The sequence below is a fragment of the Anaerococcus marasmi genome (assembly GCF_900290195.1).
Classification (GTDB): Bacteria; Bacillota; Clostridia; order Tissierellales; family Peptoniphilaceae; genus Anaerococcus; species Anaerococcus marasmi.
This window is the reverse complement of record NZ_OLMF01000004.1, coordinates 894,332-917,370: the sequence shown is the minus strand read 5'-3', so window position 1 is coordinate 917,370 and position 23,039 is coordinate 894,332. Positions and strand designations below refer to the sequence as shown.

Sequence of the window (23,039 nt, the reverse complement as noted above, 5' to 3'; positions counted from 1 at the left end):
GGCAAAATGACAGATTTTAAAGAAATAATCGCAAAACAACTAGAGAAAATGGACCTAGGCCTAAGCTTTGAGGAGATTTATAAGCTAATAGAAATCCCACCTCAAGATAATATGGGAGATTACTCCTTTCCTTGCTTTAGCCTAGCTAAGACTTTAAGAAAGAACCCTGCCCTAATAGCAGAAGACTTGGCTAAAGAATTTGACACAGAAGGATTTGAAAAGGTAGAAAACCTAAACGCCTATCTTAACTTCTATGTAGATAGGAAGGTCTTTGAAGAAGAAATCCTAAAGGAAATCCTAGAAAAGAAAGAAAAATACGGCTCATCAGATAAGGGAAATGGCAAAAATATTGTCATAGATTTCTCATCTGTAAATATAGCCAAGCCATTTCATATAGGCCATATAAGATCTACTGTAATAGGAGATGCATTAAGAAATATTCACAACTTTTTAGGCTACAACACTATAGCTAGTAACTATATAGGAGACTATGGTACACAATTTGGAACTATGATTGCAGCCTATAAGCTTTGGGGAGATGAGGGAAAACTTAGGGAAAATCCTATCAAGGAGCTTCTAAATCTCTATGTAAGATATAATAAAGAAGCAGCAGAAGATGAAAAAATGATGAATGATGCGAGGGCTGAGTTTAAAAATCTTGAAAGCGGAGAAGAGGAAGAGACCAGACTTTGGAAGCATTTTAAGGACATTTCCTTCAATGAATTTGATAGGGTCTACAAGATGCTCGATATCGACTTCGACAATTACAATGGTGAAAGTTACCACTCTGACTTTATCCCAGCTGTATTAGAAGAGCTTAAGGATAAAGATCTCTTGGTAGAATCTGACGGGGCCTATATAGTCGACCTATCAGAATTTGACCTACCACCAGCAATTATAATCAAGTCAAATGGCTCATCAGCTTATATCACAAGAGATATAGCGACAGCTATCAACAGGAAGAAAGTTTATGACTTTGATAAGAACCTATATGTAGTAGCAACCCAACAAAACCTCCACTTCCAACAACTCTTTGCAATCCTAAAACTAATGGGCTATGATTTCTATGACGATTGCAAGCATATTCCTTTTGGCATGGTAAGCCTTAAAGACCAGACCCTATCTACAAGAAAGGGCCAAGTGGTATTTCTAGAAGACGTACTAAAAAAGGCGGTGGACAAAACTAAGGAAATAATGGAAAGTCGTGATAACAAGATTGAAAATGTGGAAGAAGTAGCCGAGATTGTAGGAATCGGAGCAGTTAAATTCCAAGAACTCTACAATAACAGGATCAAGGACTATGTATTCGATTGGGACGAGGTCCTAAACTTTGACGGAGAAACTGGACCTTATGTACAGTATACCTATGCAAGGGCTAAGTCAGTTCTAAGAAAGGCAGACTTTAAGGAAAATAAGGAAATATCCTTCGATAATATAACAAGCGATGAAGAATTCGCCCTAGTTAAAGCTTTGGGTAATTTTAAAGACGTAGTAGCTAAGGCTGCTGAGAAATACGAACCATCATTAATAACAAGACATTTAACAGAAATAGCTAAAAGCTTCAACAAATTCTACAATGCATGCCAAATCAATGTAGAAGATGAAAAAATAAAGGAAGAAAGACTCGCCCTAAGCTATGCAACATCAATTGTCATAAAAACAGGACTAGGACTACTAGGGATTAAGACTGTGGAGCAAATGTAATGAACGATAGAATAAAAGACTTTATCCAAGTCTCATCCTATGCCTTTAGAAATACCGTAATCAAGATGAGAAAGCTCTACCTAACCTTTATTTTCATATTTATTAGGATATTTCTAGAGGGTAAAAATGTCTTTGGCTTTGTAGGTGGGGGAAGCTTTGTAGGAATCATAAACTATCTTATAGATGTAGTTTGTATTTGTTTTATAGCTCAAAGCTTAAGATCTGTAGTAGTCTATGGAAATACAGGGAAGAAATCTATAGGTAACTCGGTTTCTAACTTCTTCCAACCTCTGCTTAGTGCGATGTTTTACCTATACATCTTAAAACTTTTCGTAAATCTATTGACTATGCAAACAAGCCCTAGAGGAGAGCTTATAGTGATTATAATTGTCAAAGTCTTAAGCTCAGCCCTAATAGAGGAAGTCTATATAAATAACAAGACAGGACTTGATGCCCTCAAATCTTCATTCAAGTTTGTAGTAGATAACCCCCTAACATACGGAATCTACTCGTTAATATTTATAGTCATAGAAAGTATGATAAGTCTAAATATGGGTGGGGCAAGTATAATGGGACTAGATAACCTACTTGCAAGCCTAATAGTAGGAGCTATCCATACATTTTTCTGCGTATTTAGAGGGCATTTATTCAAATATATTGACGAACATCCATATAGACAAAGGAAATTTATGAGAGGATAACAATTTGAGATTAGACGATTACTTTAGAAAATTTGTTGACAAACTCGGATATATAGAATTAAAGGAAAATGCTAGCTACGAAAAGCTAAAAGACCTACCTCTACCAATTTATCTTAAGGATATGAAAGAAGGACTCGAAAATGGATACATGGCCAATAAAATAAACCTAGACCTAATCCTTCAAGGCATGCTAATTAATATCGGAGCTGACAAAGACTTCCTTCATAATTACGAATATATCAATGTCCTAAACCATTATCTTAAAGAAGTAAGTGAATATGCTTCACAAAAAGCTATATCAATAATGGAAGAAGACTATGACAAGGCCATAGTTCTACTAAGAGGTGCTTATATCATAGATCCAGAAGAAAAGTTTACCGCTTACAATTACGCAAGACTCTTATGGCCAAAAGCCTACCAAGAGGATATCAAGGAAAAAGACGACTTCGTAAGAGAAGCTTTAAGAATCCTCCAAGAAATAATTGGAAAAGATGATGATTTTGCCATAGGATATTATGAATTAGGAAATATATACTCTAATTTAGGAGAATACTTGAAAGCGAGAAACTACTACAACAATGCTCTAAGTAAAACAACTTCAGCCATAGCCCAGGATGAAGTAAGAGATAGGCTAAGAGAGATAAATGATAATGCAGATATAGAAGAAGCACTTTACTTTATAGGGAAAAGTAACTACAATGAAGCTATAATCAAGCTTACAGAAATCTTATCCAAACACAAAAGAGCGGATGCCTACTACTATCTAGGTGTAGCCTATCAAAACTTGGGCCAATATGAAAACTCCATTATGGCCTTTAGCAACTCATTAAGACAAGGAGCAGAGTTTAGAGAACTGTATAACGATTATGCAATTAGTCTATACCTAAACAAGGAAATAGAAAAAGCCCTAACAATAATTAGAGAAGGACTTAAAAAATTCCCAGAAGATCCAAGACTATCTTACAACAAGATTCAAATTAATATTAGCTTAGGAAATATGGCAGAAGCGAAAAAGGATATAGATAATCTCTTAACCTTCGATGACCTAACAGATGAAATAGTAGAAAATCTTGCTATAATGAAAGAACAATTTCATTTATAACTAGGAGGAAATCGCCGTTTAAAAGAAATCGGCGATTTTTTTAATAAAAAATTTGACAAAAGAAAAATAAGCGTGTATCATATTAATTGTCATTCGGGAGATGGCAAGCGAGAAATGCTGGATTAAATAAAAAAATTCAAAAAAAGCTTGACAAAAGAAAATGACCGTGGTATTATATAAGAGTCAACGCGGTAAGCGAATGACATGAACCTTAAAAAATTAATATCAACGATCTATATAACTTTTAGTTATATAAGATATAAATGAAAACAACTAAAACCTTTAGTTAATTTCTTTATATAACAATGATTCTTGTCGAAAGATAAGGACAAAATTTAAATCACGCATTTGATTAAGTCAGATGTAAATGATAGAGTCTTGATCAAAGACTTTCATAACAAACTATTTATGAGAGTTTGATCCTGGCTCAGGATAAACGCTGGCGGCGTGCATAACACATGCAAGTCGAACGATGAAGCTTAAATGATCTCTTCGGAGTGACTTTAAGTGGATTAGTGGCGGACGGGTGAGTAACGCGTGAGTAACCTGCCTTGCACAAGGGGATAGCCGTTGGAAACGACGAATAATACCCTATGATATCAACCTATCGCATGATAAGTTGATCAAAGATTTATCGGTGTAAGATGGACTCGCGTCTGATTAGCTAGTTGGTGGGGTAAAAGCCTACCAAGGCAACGATCAGTAGCCGGCTTGAGAGAGTGTACGGCCACATTGGGACTGAGACACGGCCCAGACTCCTACGGGAGGCAGCAGTGGGGAATTTTGCACAATGGGGGCAACCCTGATGCAGCGACGCCGCGTGATTTAGAAGGCCTTCGGGTTGTAAAAATCTTTTGTATGGGAAGAAAATGACAGTACCATACGAATAAGGACCGGCTAATTACGTGCCAGCAGCCGCGGTAATACGTAAGGTCCGAGCGTTGTCCGGAATCATTGGGCGTAAAGGGTACGTAGGCGGATAAGCAAGTTAGAAGTGAAATCCTATAGCTCAACTATAGTAAGCTTTTAAAACTGTTCATCTTGAGGTATGGAAGGGAAAGTGGAATTCCTAGTGTAGCGGTGAAATGCGCAGATATTAGGAGGAATACCGGTGGCGAAGGCGACTTTCTGGCCATAAACTGACGCTGAGGTACGAAAGCGTGGGTAGCAAACAGGATTAGATACCCTGGTAGTCCACGCCGTAAACGATGAGTGTTAGGTGTCTGGAATAATCTGGGTGCCGCAGCTAACGCAATAAACACTCCGCCTGGGGAGTACGCACGCAAGTGTGAAACTCAAAGGAATTGACGGGGACCCGCACAAGCAGCGGAGCATGTGGTTTAATTCGACGCAACGCGAAGAACCTTACCAAGTCTTGACATATTACGGAGGTATGTAGAGATACGTACTTACTTCTTCGGAAGACTGTAATACAGGTGGTGCATGGTTGTCGTCAGCTCGTGTCGTGAGATGTTGGGTTAAGTCCCATAACGAGCGCAACCCCTATTGTTAGTTACCATCATTAAGTTGGGGACTCTAGCAATACTGCCGGTGACAAACCGGAGGAAGGTGGGGATGACGTCAAATCATCATGCCCTTTATGACTTGGGCTACACACGTGCTACAATGGCAGGTACAGAGGGAAGCGAAACTGTGAAGTCAAGCGAAACTCAAAAAGCCTGTCCCAGTTCGGATTGCACTCTGCAACTCGAGTGCATGAAGTTGGAGTTGCTAGTAATCGCAGATCAGAATGCTGCGGTGAATGCGTTCCCGGGTCTTGTACACACCGCCCGTCACACCATGGAAGTTGGCAATACCCGAAGCCTGTGAGCTAACCTTTGGGAGCAGCAGTCGAAGGTAGGGTCAGTAACTGGGGTGAAGTCGTAACAAGGTAGCCGTATCGGAAGGTGCGGCTGGATCACCTCCTTTCTAAGGATGAGAAGTCGACACGTCGACTTCTCACACGGAAAAGAAAAGATCGTTGATATTAAGAGATTAAGGTATTTAAAAACCTCAAATGAAAAATAATATAAAGCATGGGGATATAGTGACGATCCTAACACGATGAGCTAAGCGAATCGATGTAGGTCGGGATGCATTTGTGAAACAAATGCCTCAGGAACTGAGCGAGCGAAAACATAAGTACATCAATAAAACTATAAAACCTCAAATGAAAAATAACATAAAACATGGGGATATAGCTCAGCTGGGAGAGCACCTGCCTTGCACGCAGGGGGTCAAGAGTTCGAATCTCTTTATCTCCACCATAATGACCTATCCCAATTTTGCGAAGCGAAATTGATGGAAGGTCAGACGTCGCGGCGTTTCAAAGTTTCGAAGAAACTTTGCCAGCAAGCCGACGAGTTTGGCAAAGGATAGAGTCATTAGAAACTGAACCACTTAGCAATAGCTAAGATAAAAACTAAATAGCAAAAAATATTTCCAGTCAAGAAAGAAAGGGCGCAAGGTGGATGCCTTGGCACATGAAGGCGATGAAGGACGTAAGTGAACGAAAACTAGGGCAAGCTCACAACAAGCACTGACCCCTAGGTCTCCGAATGGGGAAACCCGTCTGTGGAAGACACAGACATTACTAAGTGAATACATAGCTTAGTAAAGCAAGACCCTGTGAACTGAAACATCTAAGTAACAGGAGGAAAAGAAAGAAAACTCGATTTTCCAAGTAGCGGCGAGCGAAAAGAAAAGAGCCTAATCCATTGAGGAATATCTAGTTAGTCGAATCATCTGGGAAGATGGACCAAAGAAAGTGAAAGTCTTGTAGACGAAAACTAAATAAACCAGGGAGGAAAGTAGCACCGGACACGAGGAATCCGTTGTGAAGATAGGGGGACCATCCCCTAAGGCTAAATACTAACATGTGACCGATAGCGAACAAGTACCGTGAGGGAAAGGTGAAAAGAACCCCGAAAGGGGAGTGAAACAGAACCTGAAACCTAGTGCCTACAAGCAGACAGAGGCCATATAGGCTGATGTCGTACCTTTTGTAGAATGGGCCAGCGAGTTATTGTAATAAGCAAGGTTAAATCTTTAAGAGATGAAGCCAAAGCGAAAGCGAGTCTTAATAGGGCGATTAGTTTGTTGCAATAGACCCGAAACCGGGTGATCTATCCATGGTCAGAGTGAAGGTGAAGTAAAATTCACTGGAGGCTCGAACCGGGTACGGTTTAAAACGTATCGGATGAACTGTGGATAGGGGCGAAAAACCAAACGAACTCGGATATAGCTGGTTCTCCTCGAAATAGCTTTAGGGCTAGCCTTTGATTAAGATTTAAGGAGGTAGAGCACTGAATGGTCTAGGGCGGCTTACCGTACCAAAACCTATCAAACTCCGAATGCCAAAAAATCAGATCAAGGAGTCAGACTTAGAGGGATAAGCTTCTAAGTCGAAAGGGAAACAGCCCAGACCGACAGCTAAGGTCCCAAAATCTGGATTAAGTGGAAAAGGATGTGAACCTACTAAGACAACCAGGACGTTGGCTTAGAAGCAGCCATGCATTTAAAGAATGCGTAATAGCTCACTGGTCAAGTGGGTTTGCGCCGAAAATGAACGGGGCTAAAATCCAGTACCGAAGCTTCGGATTGGTAGAGAATTTAAATCTATCACAAAAAGAGAAAAGGTAAAAGAAAACTTAACTAGGAAATATTTAAACAATCAAGATAATAACGAGTAACAAATCAAATTACGTAAAAAGGTAAGTTGTAAATTACTATCGTCGGCAACATGACAAATCAAAGATTTGAAACGTTGCGACGTCTGACCTACTAACCAAAACAAGTTTTGGAGTTAGGTCATGAAATTATCACCGAATAACAGTCATACAATAGTATGAACCTGGTAAGTATTCACTAACCAAACATCTTTATGTCTAGATTTAATTTCTCTACCAGTGGTAGAGGAGCATTGTATGGGCGAAGAAGCATAAGCGAAAGCACGTGTGGAGCGCATACAAGAGAGAATGCTGGCATGAGTAGCGAGAAGGGATGTGAGAATCATCCCCGTCGAAACCCTAAGGATTCCTGAGCAAGGCTCGTCCCCTCAGGGTAAGTCGGGACCTAAGGCGAGGCCTAACGGCGTAGCCGATGGATAACAGGTTTAAATTCCTGTACCGCTTAAAGTCGCTATAGAGAAGTGATGACGCAAGAGGATAAGCTAAGCTAGCTGATGGATGCTAGTCTAAAAAGTAAGGCTGTCATGTAGGCAAATCCGCATGGCAAACGGCTAAGCTTTGATAGGTATCGAAAACACAAGTAGAGAAGTAGCTGATTTCAAATTGCCAAGAAAAGTCACTATCAAGACCAAAGCGCCCGTACCAAAACCGACACAGGTAGGGAGGTAGAGAATACCAAGACGCGCGGAAGAACCTTTGTTAAGGAACTCGGCAAAATGTCCCCGTAACTTCGGGAGAAGGGGAGCCAGAGCGATCTGGCCACAGAAACCAGGCCCAAGCGACTGTTTACCAAAAACACAAGTTTCTGCAAAATCGAAAGATGAAGTATAGGAGCTGACACCTGCCCGGTGCTGGAAGGTTAAGGGGAAGGCTTAGCGCAAGCGAAGGCTAGAACTTAAGCCCCAGTAAACGGCGGCCGTAACTATAACGGTCCTAAGGTAGCGAAATTCCTTGTCGGGTAAGTTCCGACCCGCACGAAAGGTGTAACGATTTGGGCACTGTCTCAACAAAGGATCCGGTGAAATTGTAGTAGTCGTGAAGATGCGACTTACCCACGCTAGGACGGAAAGACCCCGTGGAGCTTTACTGTAGGCTGATATTGGACTTTGAGATTAGACGTACAGGATAGTTGGGAGACTTAGAAACACGCACGCCAGTGTATGTGGAGTCACCCTTGGGATACCAACCCTCTAATATTAAAGTTCTAACGATGACCCTTGAATCAGGGCATCGGACATTGTCAGTTGGGCAGTTTGACTGGGGCGGTCGCCTCCCAAAAAGTAACGGAGGCGTTCAAAGGTTCGCTCAGAATGGACGGAAACCATTCGCAGAGTACAAAGGCAGAAGCGAGCTTAACTGCAAAACCTACAAGTTGCGCAGAGTAGAAATACGGACTTAGTGATCCGGTGGCACCGCATGGAAGGGCCATCGCTCAACGGATAAAAGCTACCCCGGGGATAACAGGCTTATCTCCCCCAAGAGTCCACATCGACGGGGAGGTTTGGCACCTCGATGTCGGCTCGTCTCATCCTGGGGCTGAAGTAGGTCCCAAGGGTTGGGCTGTTCGCCCATTAAAGAGGCACGCGAGCTGGGTTCAGAACGTCGTGAGACAGTTCGGTCCCTATCCAGCGTGGGCGTAAGAAATTTGAGAGGATCTGTCCCTAGTACGAGAGGACCGGGATGGACACACCTCTGGTGTACCAGTTGTTCCGCCAGGAGCATAGCTGGGTAGCTACGTGTGGAATTGATAAGTACTGAAAGCATCTAAGTACGAAGCAGGCCTCAAGATAAGATTTCTCAGAGTAGGTAAAGAAAATACCTTTGATAGGTCCAAGGTGTAAGTGCAGTAATGTATTAAGCTAATGGATACTAAACTTTAAATCTTGACTGGAAATATTTTTGCTTGTCCCTAACCCGATTTGTGAAACAAATCGATGGTAGGTCAGCCGTCAAGCTTTCCCAAGAGAGCGAAGCTCGATTGGCTAGAAAGCTACGACGTAAGATTGGGGATGAGGTCTAGTAACTAACTAGACGCTATTTAGAAGGTTCAAAAAATATGGTGATGATGGCGTGAGGGATACACCTGTTTCCATACCGAACACAGAAGTTAAGCCTCATAACGCCGATGGTACTCGGAGGGAAACCTCCCGGGAGACTAGGAAATCGCCAAACAAAAAGGCAGTTTATTCTTTCGAGTGGGTTACTTTGAATATATATTTAGAGAAACTCCCGAGAGACTGTCAAAATTCCTAAATGGAATTTTGACCCTGAAACAAAGCTACGTAAGTAGCGAATGAGTTTGCGTAGCAAACGGGTTTCAGGGGAAGCCGCTAAACAATTTAAATTAAAACGCTTATGCGTTTTGCGCTTAGGTAGCTCAATGGTGGAGCACCCGGCTGTTAACCGGTAGGTTGTGGGTTCGAGTCCCACCCTGAGCGCCATTATATTATCGCGGGATGGAGCAGGTTGGTAGCTCGTCGGGCTCATAACCCGAAGGTCGTAGGTTCAAATCCTACTCCCGCAACCATGTGGCGAAGTAGCTCAGCTGGCTAGAGCATTCGGTTCATACCCGGAGTGTCAACGGTTCAAGTCCGTTCTTCGCTACCAAATATAGGGTCAGGTAGAAGCCTGATCCGAGCTTTTGGCTCCATGGTCAAGTGGTTAAGACACAGCCCTCTCAAGGCTGTATCATGGGTTCAAATCCCATTGGAGTCACCAAACATTTGACCATAAGACTTTTATAGGCTTTCTATTAAGGCCCTATGGTCAAAATTGTATAAGCTTATTATTAAGGCCCTATGGTCAAGCGGTTAAGACACCACCCTTTCACGGTGGTATCCCGAGTTCGAATCTCGGTAGGGTCACCATAATGACCTAACACCATTTGTATTGCAAATAGATTGTAGGTCAGACATCGAAGCTAGCTAATCTGGCTATTAGAGGATTTTCAAAGTTACTATGTAACTTTGTTAGCTAGCCGATGAGTAAATAGAATTAATTGAGAATTAATTCTACTTTTGGAAGTATAGCTCAGTTGGGAGAGCATCTGCCTTACAAGCAGGGGGTCACAGGTTCGAGCCCTGTTACTTCCACCATAAGATAATTTATACATAAATTATCATTTTAGGAAAATCTTCGTTTGAGTTGATGTTTTTTATGACACCACTCCGTGGAGGCTCCTCTAAGCGCCGGAGAGGCGTAAAATGATTTGCTTTGCAAATCACCATTTCATGGAGACTGCTCCATTAGGCGCAGTGCCTTATTATGGCCTGGTAGTTCAGCTGGTTAGAATGCCGCCCTGTCACGGCGGAGGTCGTGAGTTCGAATCTCATCCAGGTCGCCAAATTTACTAAGACCAAAGATAATATAAAAGATAGGCCGCCGTAACGGCGGAGGAGTTCTTTGGACTCATTATCATTCGTCTCAAAGATTTCAAATCTAAGATTTGAAACAGCGCAGCTGACTGAGTTACGAATCTTATCCAGGTCGCCAAAATTATTAACATCAAAGATACTTATTAATTAACCAGCTTTGAGGTTGGGTATTCTTTGAGGTGATGAATTATTATCTATCATGGTTTAATGGTAGGTTCGCTGATGTAGCTCAATTGGTAGAGCAATTGATTTGTAATCAATAGGTTGTAGGTTCAAGTCCTATCATCAGCTCCATAATTTTTCATATGCGGATGTGGCTCAGTGGTAGAGCATCGCCTTGCCAAGGCGAGGGTCGCGAGTTCGAATCTCGTCATCCGCTCCATAGTGAACTTACGAGACTCGTAAGTTTTTATTTTTATTAGCATAAATTATAATTGAAAATATTTAATTTTGCTATATAATAATTAAGTATCCTTTTGCGGGTGTAGCTCAGTGGTAGAGCCCCAGCCTTCCAAGCTGGTTGCGAGGGTTCGATTCCCTTCACCCGCTCCATGCGTCATTAGCTCAGCTGGATAGAGCGTCTGGCTACGGACCAGAAGGCCTGGGGTTCGAATCCTCAATGACGTGCCAAGTATTTAGAGAGAACGTTGAATTTTCAACGTTTCTTTTTTTGCCTGTGGGTAAGAAGTTTAAATCGATTGTATATGAATAGATAGATATTTTAAGATTGCTTATGAAATGATTTGGCAAAAGAAATTTTTTATTAACTATCAAGATTTTTCTATAATTTGATATTTATGTATAACTCTTAGATTTATACTTTACCTTTTCAGAGAAGTTTTGTTTTTATAGTATAATAATTCCAATACAATATAAGAGGGAAATTATGGACGATTTTATTATTTTAATTCCTGCACTTAACCCTCCCAAGGAAATACTTAGATCCTATCTTTATGAATTAAAAGATATAGGATTTTCTAGGATTCTTTTGGTAAATGACGGGAGTAGGGCGGAATACGATGAATATTTTGACAATTTAATAAGCGAAGGCTTCGATGTATTTACCCACTACAGGAATTTTGGTAAGGGAAGAGCTTTGAAGAATTCTTTTAATTACATATTAAATACTTACGAGGACTTTTCCTATGTAATTACCGTCGATTCAGATGGTCAGCATAAGGTGAGTGATGTCCTAAATATTGCTAGTATTTTAAAGAAGAGCGATGTAGCTATGTATTTGGGTTCTCGTGATTTTAATAAAGAAGGCGTTCCTTTTAAGTCATCTTTCGGTAACAAAACTACTAGTTTTATCTATAAACTTATGTTTTATGATAAGATAGGAGACACTCAAACAGGTCTTAGGGCTATTCCTAAAGCCTACCTTGCTGATTTCTTAGATCTTCCTGGTGAAAGGTTTGAGTATGAGATAAATATGCTCATTAATTCATCCCAAACTAAGAAAAAAATCATAGAAATTCCTATAGAAACTGTTTATTTTGATAATAATAGCGAGACACACTTTAATCCTATCAAGGATTCTTTTAAGATCTACAGGGTCATGCTTGGTACTTTCTTTAAGTTTATCATCTCATCCCTATCATCTTTTCTTGTGGATATTGGGGCTTTTACAGTTCTTGCTAAGTTTTTACCAAGTATAATGACTACATCTAGTAAGGTCATCTGGTCATCTACTGCACTTGCAAGGATTATTTCTGGGATTTTTAATTATAATGTAAATAAAAACCTGGTTTTTGCTGATGATAATAAAGATAAGTCAATGTTTATAAAATATGTAGCTTTATGGCTATGTCAAATGTTACTTTCTGCATTTTTTGTGGATATGATTTTTGAGAGAGTAAATATGAATGCAAGCCTTATTAAACTAATAGTTGATACTATTATCTTCTTGCTTTCTTTTACTATACAGAATAAATTTATTTTTAATGGTAAATAATTTATGACAGGTTTTATTGGATTAATATTTATAATTTTAAGTTTTATGGGATTTAGTTCTTATGTAAAAGAGAAATTTCTACTTAATAATTACTTTATCCCTTTTGTACTTGCTACGACTTATATTTTGACAATTTATATAGCTGCTCTTTTTTCCTTTATGAAAATTTGGGTTTATGCTGTAAATATAATAGGTATAGCTATTTTATTTACTTACAAATCAAAAAAGCATATCATCAAGAGTCTTTTCCCTTCCTATTATTTATTTTTCCTAGGACTTATAGTTTTTACTATTTATCTTTATAATAAGAAATCTTTTTGGTATGACGATTATAGCCATTGGGGTGTAATTTCTAGGCTTATTTTAGAGAAAGATTCCTTAAATACAGCATCTGATTTTACAATTGACTTTAAGTCCTATCCCCAAGCTAGTGCTTATTTCTTGTATGGAATAGGGAAGTTTGTGGGATATAGCGAAGGAAAACTTTTTATAGCTAATACTATGCTTATGTATTCGGCTTGCTTCTGTTTTTTTTATTGTTTAAAAGGAAGTAATTTTGTTTATGGCTTATTAATTGTAGCTTTTGCTCTATTTTATAATACTAGGCCCTATACTTTGTACGTAGATAGCCTTTTATCTGCTTTTGCCTTTGCGATTTTCGCTTTTTACTTGTATTTAAGAGAAAATAAAAAGTTAGGTATTTTCACCGTGCCTATGTTTGCAAGTCTTGTTTTACTTAAAAATAGCGGTCTAATGTTAGCTATATTTCTTATGATTTTTTATGTATTTTATGAGAGAAAGAAGGCACGTATTTTAGCTTGCTACGATCTTTTAGCTGTTCTTATAAGTTATTTATCATGGAATTTACATGTGAAAAATGAATTTGGAACTTTAAGTAAACATCAAATGAGTATTAGCGCTTATTCAAAAGAACTACACTCTAAAGATATGGAAGTTGTTAATAAAATCAGCAGCTTATTTGCTAAGGCATTAATTAGTGACTGGTTCATGATTGTATTTTTAATAATTCTTGTATTAATATATTTTATTTATAATAAGGATAAAAGTATTCATAAAGTACCAATCATATCTTTAATAGTCTATGGATTTTATGCTTTAGGCTTGTATTTGATGTATCTATTCTCTATGCCAACTCATGAAGCCTTGTGGCTAGCAAGTTTTGACAGGTATATTAGGACGATTCATATCTTGATTTTTATGAGTGCTCTTTACTATTTATTTTTAAATTTTGACAATCAGAGATTACTAGGATTAATATTTTCTCTTGTTTGTGTTTTTACATTAGTGAAAGCCCAGCCTATTGGTATTATTGCACCTAGAAATGTTGAAGTCAGGGAAATTTTCGATAGAGAAAAAGCAAAGTTGGAAGATGTCAGTGGTAAAAATATCTTAGTTGTATTTAAACATCAAGATCAGAGTAGATATTATACTAGGATGGCTATGTTTGTCTTTGATAAGGCTCATATTACTGATAGCTTTAGGGAAGATAGTAGACAATTTAATAAAGAAGACTTTGATTATACCATAGAAGAATAGGGTAGGCGGCTTGTCCGCTTACTTTTTTTAATCCTCAAAACAAAGTATGATATACTATATGTAAAGGAGTAATAATGAGTAAAACAGTTATGTTAATTGACGGGTCTAGTTTGATTTTTAGGGCGTTTTTTGCTCTTCCTAAACTTACAAACAATGACGGCGTTATGACTAATGGCGTTTATGGTTTTTTGACCATGTATAACAACGCTTTTGATAGATATAAACCAGATTATGTCCTTGTGGCCTTTGATAGGGCATCTAAGACTTTTAGGCACAAGGAGTTTGAGGACTACAAGGGAACTCGTGACAAGATGCCTAGTGAGCTATCCTATCAGTTCGGAATTCTAAAGGATATCTTAGATTCCCTTAATGTTAAATATACTGACCTCGATGGATTTGAGGCGGATGATATTGTGGGAACCTATGCAAAAATGGCCCAAGAAGAAGGCTATGAGTCTGTTTTAATCACTGGAGATAGGGATTACCTTCAGCTTGTAGATGAGAAGATCGTAGTCAATCTTACCAAGAAGGGAGTTTCCGAGACTAAGGAATACACAGTCGATACCATAAAGGAAGAATTTGGCTTAAGTCCCAAGCAATTGATCGAAGTTAAGGGGCTAGAAGGAGATAAGTCTGATAATATCCCTGGAGTTGATGGAATAGGTCCAAAGAAGGCTATCGGATTTATCCAAAAATACGGATCTATCGAAGGGCTCTACGATCATATAGACGAAGTTTCTGGTAAAAAGACCAAACAGACACTAATCGATAGTGAAGCTATAGCCTATATGAGTAAGAAAATAGGGACAATTGTGACCAGTGCTCCAGTAGAATTTGACCTAGAAGAGCTTAAGGTGAAGGATCCAGACCTTGAAAGCTTGAGAAAAAAGTATTCTAAATACAATTTCAACAAGTTCCTAGAAGATATGGATGGGGGAGATAGTCCAAAGGAAGATAAGGACTTTGCCTATGAGAAGTTAGAGAATTCAGATAAGCTAATCGAAGCTATTAAGAAAAACAAGGAGTTTACCTTCAAGTCCATTTATGAAGGAGATAGGTACATTCACAGCGAGATTTATAAGCTAGGAATAAAGACTACTGACACTCCTACTTATATAGTAGATCCTGATAGAGATTTTGTAAGCAAGTTCAAGGAAATATTCGAGGATGAAGATATAGTGAAGAATTCCTTCGATATTAAAGAAGATGTTGTTCTTCTAGATAAACTTGGGATCAATCTTAAACTTCCTTATGACGATATGATGCTTATGCATTATTTGATCGATCCATCAAGGTCTTCTTATGATTTAAAAGTCTTAAGTCAATCTTATCTAGATTACGAAGTAAAAAGTCCGGTAGACCTCTTAGGTAAGGGTAAGAAGGCCCTAAAATATGAGGACTTAGACTTTGATGAGCTTGGAAACTACCTAGCAAGCGGAATTAATGCGATAGAAGATTCTAAGGAAATCTTGGAAGATAAACTTGACGAATACCATATGCTAGACCTCTATAAGGAGATTGAGATTAAACTTTCAAAGGTCCTAGCTGATATGGAAATAGTGGGATTTGTCACAGACAAAAAGGTCCTTGAAGATCTAAAGGAGAATATAGATAAGGATATAGATAAGATTACCGGAGAGATTTATGAACTTGCTGGTAGCGAGTTTAATATCAACTCTACCAAGCAATTAGGTGAAGTTCTCTTTAAAGATTTGGACCTTCCTGTTATCAAGAAAACTAAGACAGGCTTTTCAACTAATGCCCAGGTCCTTGAAAAATTAAGGGATAAACATCAAATTATTCCTAAAATCGAAAGATACAGAGAGCTTTTCAAGCTACGCTCAACCTATATAGAAGGACTTGAGAAGGCCATAGATGAAGATGGAAGAATTAGGTCAACCTTTAGGCAAAATATAGCTGCAACCGGTAGACTTTCTTCCCAAGACCCTAACTTACAAAATCTTCCTATAAAAACCGACGAGGGTAGACTTATCAGAAAGGCCTTTAGGTCAGAGGAAGGTAAAATCCTAATAGATGCAGACTACTCACAAATCGAGCTAAGAATACTAGCCTCACTTTCAGGAGATCGTCATATGATAGATGCCTTTAAGGATGGAGTAGACATCCACACACAGACTGCTTCAAAAGTCTTTCACACTGACCTTGATAAGGTTACAAAAAGACAAAGATCTGAGGCAAAAGCTGTAAACTTCGGAATAATCTATGGCATAAGTGACTACGGCCTATCACAAAATCTAAACATACCAAGGAAGGAAGCCAAGGAATACATCGACAATTACATGGCAAGTTACCCTTCAATCAAGGAATATATGGATTCTATTGTAGAAAAGGCCAAGGAAGATGGCTATGTGGAGACTCTCTTTAAGAGAAGAAGATATGTCCCAGAGATCAATTCGAGAAACTTTAACGTAAGAAGCTTCGGCCAAAGGGTTGCCCTAAATACTCCTATCCAAGGAACTGCAGCAGACATTATAAAGATTGCCATGATAGAAACTGACAAGAATCTCAAAAAAGCAGGACTTGATGCTAAAATCGTCCTCCAAATCCACGATGAGATAATTCTAGAGGCAGATGAATCATCTAAGGATGAGGCTATCAAAATCCTAAGAGAATCCATGGAGAATGCAGCAGATCTTGAGGTTCCTTTGATAGTGGATATTGACACAGGAGTAAGTATGTATGAGTCCAAGTAGGATTGTAATTACAGGCCTTATCGCATCAGGCAAGTCTACTGTAGCAGATATTTTAAAAGAAAAAGGCTACGATTTAATTAGTGCTGATGAGGTAAATAGAGACCTTATCAAAAAGGGGGGCAAGAATTATATAGCCATCAAAAACGAGCCTATCTTTGCCCCAGCCTTTGATGGTGATTATCTCGATAAGAAGAAGCTTGCTGAGATCATCTTTAATGACAATGAGAAGATGGAAAGACTTAATGAAATAAGCCATACGAATATCATTTCTGCTATAAATGAGATGGTAGAAAACAGCAAGGAAGATAAGGTCTTTATAGAAGTTCCCTTGTTTTTTAAAATCAAAGATAGATTTCCTCATGACTTGGTAGTCCTTGTTACAGCTTCTAGGGAGGTCCAAATCAAAAGACTTATGGCTCGTGATAAGATCGATTATGACTTTGCCCTAAAAAAGATTGAAAGCCAGGATGAGCTAGAAGAAATGAAAAAGCAAAGTGACATCATAATCGACAATAGCGGCGATATAGAAAGTTTAAGAAGGCAAATAGAAAAAATCATTAAGCGAGGTGACTTTAATGAAAGTTGTTAAATTTATAGGGAAGGTTTTGGGCTTCATTGTTCTTGCTATAGGCATATTTTTCGCTATAGTATACGGCCTAATATCCTACCAAACATCTAGAACCCAAATTTCCTACCAAGATCAAATTTATGAATATTCCGAAAAATATAATGTAGATCCCCTCCTAACTGCGTCAATAATCAAGGTTGAATCTGACTTTGATAATAATGCCCAAAGCCACCAAGGAGCCCACGGCCTAATGCAATTACTAGAAGATACGGCCAAGCATTCTGCAGATGTCGTAGGTATTGATTACTATCCAGAAAAGCTAAACGATGTCGACTACAACCTAGATTTGGGAGTAGGATATTTTGACTATCTTTATAGATATTATAACAACAGAGACCTAGCCCTTGCAGCCTACAATGGGGGAGTTGGCAATGTTGACAACTGGATTAAGGAAGGTACTCTTGATAAGGACAATCCTGACCCTTTAAATATTCCTTTCGAAGAAACTAGGCAATATGTCACAAAGGTAAATGCCAATTATGAAGTCATGAAAAAGTTTTACAAGGATGGCCTTCCAAGCGAGGAAGAAATTTCTGACCTAAGGTCCCTAAGTAATAGAAATTTTGAGATTTTTATTAAAGATTTCATTAGAAATATAAGATAAATATTGAATGAAAAGCGATTTTACTTTATAATAGAAGAAGAGCAAATAAAAATAGAAGGAGAGATTTATGAATTCCATTACCTTTAAAAATGGAGTGCACATGGAGGAGTATAAGGAGCTTACTGAAAACAGTGAACTTCATATGGCAAGTATTCCTAAACTTGTAACAATTCCTCTTATCCAACATATAGGTGCACCTAGCAAATGTCTTGTAGCAAAAAAAGACGAAGTTAGTGTAGGTCAGCTTATAGGAGAAGCTGTCGGAAATTTCTCTGCAAATATCCACTCATCTGTAGCAGGAGTGGTAAAGGACATTATCGATTTACAAACTGCCTCAGGCAAAAACGCCAAGGCAGTCGTAATTGATACCGAAGGTTTCGACCAAGATAAAGAATACATAGAAAAAGATAATGTCGATCTTAATGCAGAAGAAATAGTAGCAAAGATCAAGGAAGCTGGAATAGTAGGTATGGGTGGAGCTGCCTTTCCTGCTCACATAAAATATTTACCAGCCAAGCCAGTAGATACAGTAATAGTAAATGGAGCAGAGTGCGAACCATATATTACTTGTGATGATTATCTAATGAAAAACAAGCCAGAAAGAATCCTTAAGGCCCTAACCCAAGCGATGAAGGCAGTATCTGCTAAAAAGGGAATTATCGCTATAGAAGATAACAAGCCAAAGGCATTCGATACAATGGTAAGTGCCTTAGAAAAATTCGCTAAGGAAAATTCATCATTTGATATTGAAATCAAGAAGCTTCAAACAAAATATCCTCAAGGTGACGAGAAAAGAATCATAGATGTTTGCCTAAATCGTCAAGTACCAAGTGGCGGTCTTCCAATGGATGTTGGAGCTATAGTATCAAACGTTTCTACAATGAATGCAATATATGAAGCGATATATATGGATAAGCCACTTTACGAAAGAATAGTTACAGTAACTGGTAAGTCTGTCAAAAACCCAACAAACATGTTAGTTCGTTGCGGAACAGAATTTGGCTATCTCATAGAAGAAGCAGGTGGAGCAGATGATATAGCTAAGCTTGTAAATGGTGGTCCAATGTGTGGTATTGCTCAACCAGACCTAACTAGACCAACCGAGAAAGCAAGTAACTGCGTCCTAGTCCTAGCAAGTGATGAGGCCGAGCCTCTTGAAGTAAGCCCTTGCATTAGATGCGGTAGATGCGTTGATGTTTGTCCAGTTTACTTACTTCCACTCTACATCCACAAGTTCTCCCTAGAAGAGAGATTCGAAAAAGCACAAGAGCTTAATATCATGGATTGCATAGAGTGCGGATCTTGTTCATTCGTTTGTCCATCAAACAGACCTCTAGTAGAAGCTATCAAGTTTGGTAAGAGACAAATAAGACAAGCAGGTAAATAGGAGGAGAATATGGAAAATACAAAACAACTATTGGTAACAGCTTCTCCTCATGTTAGAAGCAATCGTACAGTTAAAAAAGACATGCTAGATGTAATTATAGCACTAATACCAGCTGGGCTTGCCTCAGTATATTACTTTGGCTATAGAGCCCTAATACTTATCCTAGCATCTGTCATAACTTGCGTGTTATCAGAATATATATTTAACAAAATAACAAAGAGAAATCAATCAATCAAAGATTTATCAGCAGTAGTTACAGGAATACTCCTTGCCTACAACGTTCCATTCACCTTGCCAGTATGGCAAATGGTAATCGGAGCTATGTTTGCAATCATAGTAGCTAAGATGTTCTTTGGTGGAATCGGACAAAACATAGTAAACCCTGCACTTGCAGCAAGAGCCTTCCTAATGGCTTCATGGTCAGAAACTATGACAAGCTTTGTACCACCACAAAGAGTAGCAACCCTTAAGACTGTAAAAGATGTATCAATGGTATCAGGAGCAACTCCTCTATCAGATCCAGCAAGCTTTAGTACAATGGATCTTTTCCTCGGAAATATCCCAGGATGTCTAGGAGAAGTATCAGCCCTTGCAATCTTAATCGGTGCATGCTATCTAATAGTAAGAAAAGTAATTCACGTTAGAATTCCACTAACATACATACTTACAGCGACAGTTTTATTAGGAATATTTGGTCCTGATGGCTTTGCTGCATCGCTCAGAAATATCCTATCAGGTGGTTTGTTGCTTGGTGCCTTCTTTATGGCAACTGACTATACAACAACACCAATGACAATCAAAGGCCAATATGTCTTTGCTATAGGAGCAGGAATCCTTACAGCCATAATAAGGGTTTGGGGTGGATATCCAGAAGGTGTATCATACTCAATTCTTCTTATGAACCTAGTAGTTCCTATAATTGAAGCTCACACAAGACCTAAGACTTTCGGTAAAGTTGAGGCAAAGAAAGGAAAAGAAAATGAATAATAGTTTAAAATTAGGCCTAAAATTATTCTTGATTACATCAGTTACCGCCTTTGCCCTAGCGCTAACAAACAACGCTACAAGTCCAATCATAGAAGCTAAGGCCCAAGAGAAACTTCAAGAATCTTTATCAGTTGTCCTACCTGCTGACTCTTATGAGGAAGTAGAAGTAGATGGCAAGCCAGAAAGCATTGAGAAAATCTATAAGGCTGAAGGTGGTCAAGGAGACGGATATGTATTCCAAATCCTATCACCAGGTGGATACGGTGGAGATATAGAATTTCTAATAGGATGTGATAAAGATCACAATATCACAGGATTTGCTCCATTAAACCACGCAGAATCTGCAGGATTCGGTAAGCAAATGGAAGAAGATTTCTTCAAGGAAGGAATGATTGGAGTAAACATGGACGGAGAAGTTAAGGCTTCTGAGTCCGGCGGAGAAAATGAGATCGTAGGCATCTCTGGTGCGACAATATCTACAGGAACAATCCTAAGAGGTATCAATGACGCAGCCAGTGTCCTAGGTGAACTTAATTAGGAGATATTATGGAAAATCAAATTGATAGACCAATAGAAAATAAAAAAGAAAAGAAAGCTCCTAAAGAGAATTTAGGAAAAGTCTTTATCGAAGGAATATTTGCTAATAACCCAGTTTTCGTTCAAACAGTAGGTATGTGTTCAGTTCTTGCCATATCTTCTTCCTTGATCAATGCTATAGGAATGGGAGTATCAGTAATATTCGTAGTAGTAATGAGTAACTTGGTAATTTCTTTACTAAGAAATTTCATTTCAGATGAAATAAGAATCCCAGCCTTTATCGTAATCATAGCAGGCTTTGTAACAATGGTACAAATGGCAATCAAAGCATACTTGCCAGCCCTAGATGAATCCTTGGGTATCTTTATTCCACTAATAGTAGTTAACTGCTTGATCCTTGCTCGTGCGGAAGGTTTTGCCTCAAGTCACGGACCAGTAGCATCAATCGTAGATGGACTTGGTCAAGGACTAGGATACACATTTGCAATTTCCCTTCTAGCTTTCTTTAGAGAGCTTCTAGGAGCAGGATCACTTTTCGGAGCACAAATAATTCCGGAAGCATATACAATCGGATTCTTACAACAACCAGCATCATCATTTATAGTTCTTGGTATGTTAGTTGCAGCATTCAATGCTATTTCAAAGAAGAGAAAATAAGATAGGAGATATTATGGGAAATCTATTTTCAATAATTATTGCAACTATTTTCGTAAGTAACTATGTACTCGGTCAATTCTTAGGTATATGTCCTGCCCTTGGTGTTACAAGCAAGGTAGAGACAGCAAGAGGTATGGGAATGGCAGTTATATTTGTTATAACCCTTGCTTCAATTATCACTTGGATAATCCAATATTACATACTAGATCCATTAAATATCGGATTCTTACAAACAGTTGTATTTATATTAGTAATCGCATCATTAGTACAAGCAGTAGAAGCAGTAATGAAAAAATCTATGCCAGCCCTATACGGTGCCTTGGGAGTATTTCTTCCACTAATCACAACAAACTGTGTAGTTTTAGGTGTAGCAATCAAGGCTATCGACTCATCTTATACTCTTGTAGAAACAATAGTTTACGCCCTAGCAGCAGCTATTGGTTTTACTCTAGCTATTACAATCTTAGCTTACATTAGAGAAAGAATCGAATACAATTCATTACCAGAGACCTTTAAGGGTGTTCCAATAACCCTAGTAACACTAGGACTTATGGCTATCGCCTTTATGGGCTTTGCAGGATTAGCATAGGAGGGGGAAATGTTAGAAACTATAATAATTCCAATAGCGGTACTCGCCGCCCTAGGTTTCTTCTTTGCTTTTACCCTTGGTGTAGTAAGTAAGAAATTCCACGTAGAAAAATCTGTCAAAGAACAAGAAGTAAGAAATGCCCTACCAGGTGCCAACTGTGGTGCTTGTGGATTCCCTGGATGTGATGGACTTGCAGAAGCTATTGCAAATGGAGAAGCTCCAGTAAATGCTTGTGCTATAGGAGGTAAGGCTACAACGGATGCTGTAGCTGAGGTAATGGGAGTAGAATCTGCTGGAGGAGCTGATAGGAAAGTTGCAGTTGTAAAATGTGACGGAACATGTGAAGCGGCAAAGGATCTTTTCGAATATTCAGGAATTGAAGATTGTAGAGCACAAATAGCACTTTTCGGTGGCAAGAAAGCTTGTAATTACGGTTGTGTAGGATGCGGTTCATGCGAAAAAGTGTGTCCATTCGATGCGATTCACGTAAAAGACGGAGTTGCTGTAGTAGATAGAGAAAAATGTGTAGCTTGTGGTAAGTGTGTCGATACTTGTCCTAAAAATATCATAACACTAATTCCATTTAGCCAAAAACAAGTTGTACTTTGCTCAAGCCATGACAAGGGTAAGGATGCAAGAAATAATTGTAAAAACTCTTGTATAGGATGTACAATCTGTGCTAAGACCTATCCAGAAGCATTTAAGATGGATAATTTCCTTTCAGTAGAAGAGATTGGAAATGACTTCGATCCTGAGCTTCTAAAACAAGCAGCAGACAAATGTCCAAACAAATGTATAGAAGTTTTTGAATAGAATTTGCAGCGCAAGAAATTGCGCTGTTTTCTTATACCTAAA

General features: G+C 38.7%; 14 protein-coding genes, 12 tRNA genes and 3 rRNA genes. All 29 read left to right on the top strand.

Features of this window, described 5'->3' with window-relative positions:
- Nucleotides 1-6 precede the first annotated feature (6 nt).
- The gene (argS, locus tag C7D97_RS04895; protein WP_105300984.1) at nucleotides 7-1,704 is read left to right on the top strand and encodes an arginine--tRNA ligase; all 1,698 of its coding nucleotides are present in this window, start codon (nucleotides 7-9) and stop codon (nucleotides 1,702-1,704) included.
- Complete coding sequence (locus C7D97_RS04890) at nucleotides 1,704-2,405, top strand: hypothetical protein (protein ID WP_105300983.1); 702 nt, start codon at nucleotides 1,704-1,706, stop codon at nucleotides 2,403-2,405. Before argS ends, C7D97_RS04890 begins: the two co-directional genes overlap by 1 nt.
- A gap of 4 nt (nucleotides 2,406-2,409) precedes the next feature.
- Entirely contained in the window at nucleotides 2,410-3,507 is a 1,098-nt protein-coding gene (locus C7D97_RS04885) for a tetratricopeptide repeat protein (protein ID WP_105300982.1), read from the top strand.
- A 404-nt stretch (nucleotides 3,508-3,911) separates the two neighbouring features.
- Nucleotides 3,912-5,436: ribosomal RNA gene (locus C7D97_RS04880) — 16S ribosomal RNA — on the top strand.
- A gap of 262 nt (nucleotides 5,437-5,698) precedes the next feature.
- Nucleotides 5,699-5,774 (top strand) — tRNA-Ala (locus C7D97_RS04875).
- A 177-nt stretch (nucleotides 5,775-5,951) separates the two neighbouring features.
- Nucleotides 5,952-9,087: ribosomal RNA gene (locus C7D97_RS04870) — 23S ribosomal RNA — on the top strand.
- A gap of 164 nt (nucleotides 9,088-9,251) precedes the next feature.
- Nucleotides 9,252-9,368: ribosomal RNA gene (rrf, locus tag C7D97_RS04865) — 5S ribosomal RNA — on the top strand.
- Together the 16S, 23S and 5S rRNA genes with 12 tRNA genes alongside form the textbook arrangement of a ribosomal RNA operon.
- Nucleotides 9,369-9,562: 194 nt before the next feature.
- Nucleotides 9,563-9,637, top strand: a tRNA-Asn gene (locus tag C7D97_RS04860).
- A gap of 9 nt (nucleotides 9,638-9,646) precedes the next feature.
- Nucleotides 9,647-9,723: transfer RNA gene (locus C7D97_RS04855), tRNA-Met, on the top strand.
- Nucleotides 9,724-9,726: 3 nt separating this feature from the next.
- Nucleotides 9,727-9,803: transfer RNA gene (locus tag C7D97_RS04850), tRNA-Met, on the top strand.
- Between the two features lie 36 nt (nucleotides 9,804-9,839).
- Nucleotides 9,840-9,914: transfer RNA gene (locus C7D97_RS04845), tRNA-Glu, on the top strand.
- A 74-nt stretch (nucleotides 9,915-9,988) separates the two neighbouring features.
- Nucleotides 9,989-10,063 (top strand) — tRNA-Glu (locus C7D97_RS04840).
- A 152-nt stretch (nucleotides 10,064-10,215) separates the two neighbouring features.
- Nucleotides 10,216-10,291: transfer RNA gene (locus C7D97_RS04835), tRNA-Val, on the top strand.
- Between the two features lie 171 nt (nucleotides 10,292-10,462).
- Nucleotides 10,463-10,539 (top strand) — tRNA-Asp (locus tag C7D97_RS04830).
- Between the two features lie 249 nt (nucleotides 10,540-10,788).
- Nucleotides 10,789-10,864, top strand: a tRNA-Thr gene (locus C7D97_RS04825).
- Nucleotides 10,865-10,877: 13 nt separating this feature from the next.
- Nucleotides 10,878-10,952 (top strand) — tRNA-Gly (locus C7D97_RS04820).
- 96 nt (nucleotides 10,953-11,048) lie between these two features.
- Nucleotides 11,049-11,122: transfer RNA gene (locus C7D97_RS04815), tRNA-Gly, on the top strand.
- Between the two features lies 1 nt (nucleotide 11,123).
- Nucleotides 11,124-11,200 (top strand) — tRNA-Arg (locus C7D97_RS04810).
- 256 nt (nucleotides 11,201-11,456) lie between these two features.
- Nucleotides 11,457-12,524 carry a glycosyltransferase gene (locus C7D97_RS04805; RefSeq protein ID WP_105300981.1) on the top strand — a complete coding sequence of 356 codons (1,068 nt, stop codon included), beginning with the start codon at nucleotides 11,457-11,459 and terminating at the stop codon, nucleotides 12,522-12,524.
- A gap of 3 nt (nucleotides 12,525-12,527) precedes the next feature.
- On the top strand, nucleotides 12,528-14,081 hold the full coding sequence (locus tag C7D97_RS04800; protein WP_105300980.1) for a hypothetical protein: 1,554 nt from the start codon (nucleotides 12,528-12,530) through the stop codon (nucleotides 14,079-14,081).
- 74 nt (nucleotides 14,082-14,155) lie between these two features.
- Nucleotides 14,156-16,795 (top strand): DNA polymerase I, encoded by a 2,640-nt coding sequence (gene polA, locus C7D97_RS04795; RefSeq protein ID WP_105300979.1) that lies wholly within the window; start codon nucleotides 14,156-14,158, stop codon nucleotides 16,793-16,795.
- A complete protein-coding gene (gene coaE / locus C7D97_RS04790) occupies nucleotides 16,782-17,384 on the top strand; it encodes a dephospho-CoA kinase (protein ID WP_105300978.1) in 603 nt (200 codons plus the stop codon). Before polA ends, coaE begins: the two co-directional genes overlap by 14 nt.
- The gene (locus C7D97_RS04785) at nucleotides 17,371-18,027 is read left to right on the top strand and encodes a lytic transglycosylase domain-containing protein (protein ID WP_105300977.1); all 657 of its coding nucleotides are present in this window, start codon (nucleotides 17,371-17,373) and stop codon (nucleotides 18,025-18,027) included. The genes coaE and C7D97_RS04785 overlap by 14 nt, the downstream gene beginning before the upstream one ends.
- A 67-nt stretch (nucleotides 18,028-18,094) precedes the next feature.
- Complete coding sequence (gene rsxC, locus C7D97_RS04780) at nucleotides 18,095-19,414, top strand: electron transport complex subunit RsxC (protein ID WP_105300976.1); 1,320 nt, start codon at nucleotides 18,095-18,097, stop codon at nucleotides 19,412-19,414.
- A 9-nt stretch (nucleotides 19,415-19,423) separates the two neighbouring features.
- Nucleotides 19,424-20,401, top strand: a complete 978-nt coding sequence (locus C7D97_RS04775) for an RnfABCDGE type electron transport complex subunit D (protein WP_105300975.1) — start codon at nucleotides 19,424-19,426, stop codon at nucleotides 20,399-20,401.
- The gene (locus tag C7D97_RS04770) at nucleotides 20,394-20,939 is read left to right on the top strand and encodes an RnfABCDGE type electron transport complex subunit G (RefSeq protein WP_105300974.1); all 546 of its coding nucleotides are present in this window, start codon (nucleotides 20,394-20,396) and stop codon (nucleotides 20,937-20,939) included. Before C7D97_RS04775 ends, C7D97_RS04770 begins: the two co-directional genes overlap by 8 nt.
- 8 nt (nucleotides 20,940-20,947) lie before the next feature.
- Nucleotides 20,948-21,595: an electron transport complex subunit RsxE gene (rsxE, locus tag C7D97_RS04765; RefSeq protein WP_105300973.1), complete on the top strand. Its 648-nt coding sequence runs from the start codon at nucleotides 20,948-20,950 to the stop codon at nucleotides 21,593-21,595.
- Nucleotides 21,596-21,608: 13 nt separating this feature from the next.
- Nucleotides 21,609-22,184, top strand: coding sequence for an electron transport complex protein RnfA (locus tag C7D97_RS04760; RefSeq protein WP_105300972.1), 576 nt, complete (start codon nucleotides 21,609-21,611; stop codon nucleotides 22,182-22,184).
- 9 nt (nucleotides 22,185-22,193) lie between these two features.
- On the top strand, nucleotides 22,194-22,997 hold the full coding sequence (locus C7D97_RS04755; protein WP_105300971.1) for an RnfABCDGE type electron transport complex subunit B: 804 nt from the start codon (nucleotides 22,194-22,196) through the stop codon (nucleotides 22,995-22,997).
- The last annotated feature ends 42 nt before the right edge of the window (nucleotides 22,998-23,039 follow it).

Coding starts and splice junctions, on each gene's coding strand:
- argS (WP_105300984.1), top strand. CDS start 7: ATGACAGATTTTAAAGAAATAATCGCAAAACAACTAGAGAAAATGGAC.
- C7D97_RS04890 (WP_105300983.1), top strand. CDS start 1,704: ATGAACGATAGAATAAAAGACTTTATCCAAGTCTCATCCTATGCCTTT.
- C7D97_RS04805 (WP_105300981.1), top strand. CDS start 11,457: ATGGACGATTTTATTATTTTAATTCCTGCACTTAACCCTCCCAAGGAA.
- C7D97_RS04800 (WP_105300980.1), top strand. CDS start 12,528: ATGACAGGTTTTATTGGATTAATATTTATAATTTTAAGTTTTATGGGA.
- polA (WP_105300979.1), top strand. CDS start 14,156: ATGAGTAAAACAGTTATGTTAATTGACGGGTCTAGTTTGATTTTTAGG.
- coaE (WP_105300978.1), top strand. CDS start 16,782: ATGAGTCCAAGTAGGATTGTAATTACAGGCCTTATCGCATCAGGCAAG.
- C7D97_RS04785 (WP_105300977.1), top strand. CDS start 17,371: ATGAAAGTTGTTAAATTTATAGGGAAGGTTTTGGGCTTCATTGTTCTT.
- rsxC (WP_105300976.1), top strand. CDS start 18,095: ATGAATTCCATTACCTTTAAAAATGGAGTGCACATGGAGGAGTATAAG.
- C7D97_RS04775 (WP_105300975.1), top strand. CDS start 19,424: ATGGAAAATACAAAACAACTATTGGTAACAGCTTCTCCTCATGTTAGA.
- C7D97_RS04770 (WP_105300974.1), top strand. CDS start 20,394: ATGAATAATAGTTTAAAATTAGGCCTAAAATTATTCTTGATTACATCA.
- rsxE (WP_105300973.1), top strand. CDS start 20,948: ATGGAAAATCAAATTGATAGACCAATAGAAAATAAAAAAGAAAAGAAA.
- C7D97_RS04760 (WP_105300972.1), top strand. CDS start 21,609: ATGGGAAATCTATTTTCAATAATTATTGCAACTATTTTCGTAAGTAAC.
- C7D97_RS04755 (WP_105300971.1), top strand. CDS start 22,194: ATGTTAGAAACTATAATAATTCCAATAGCGGTACTCGCCGCCCTAGGT.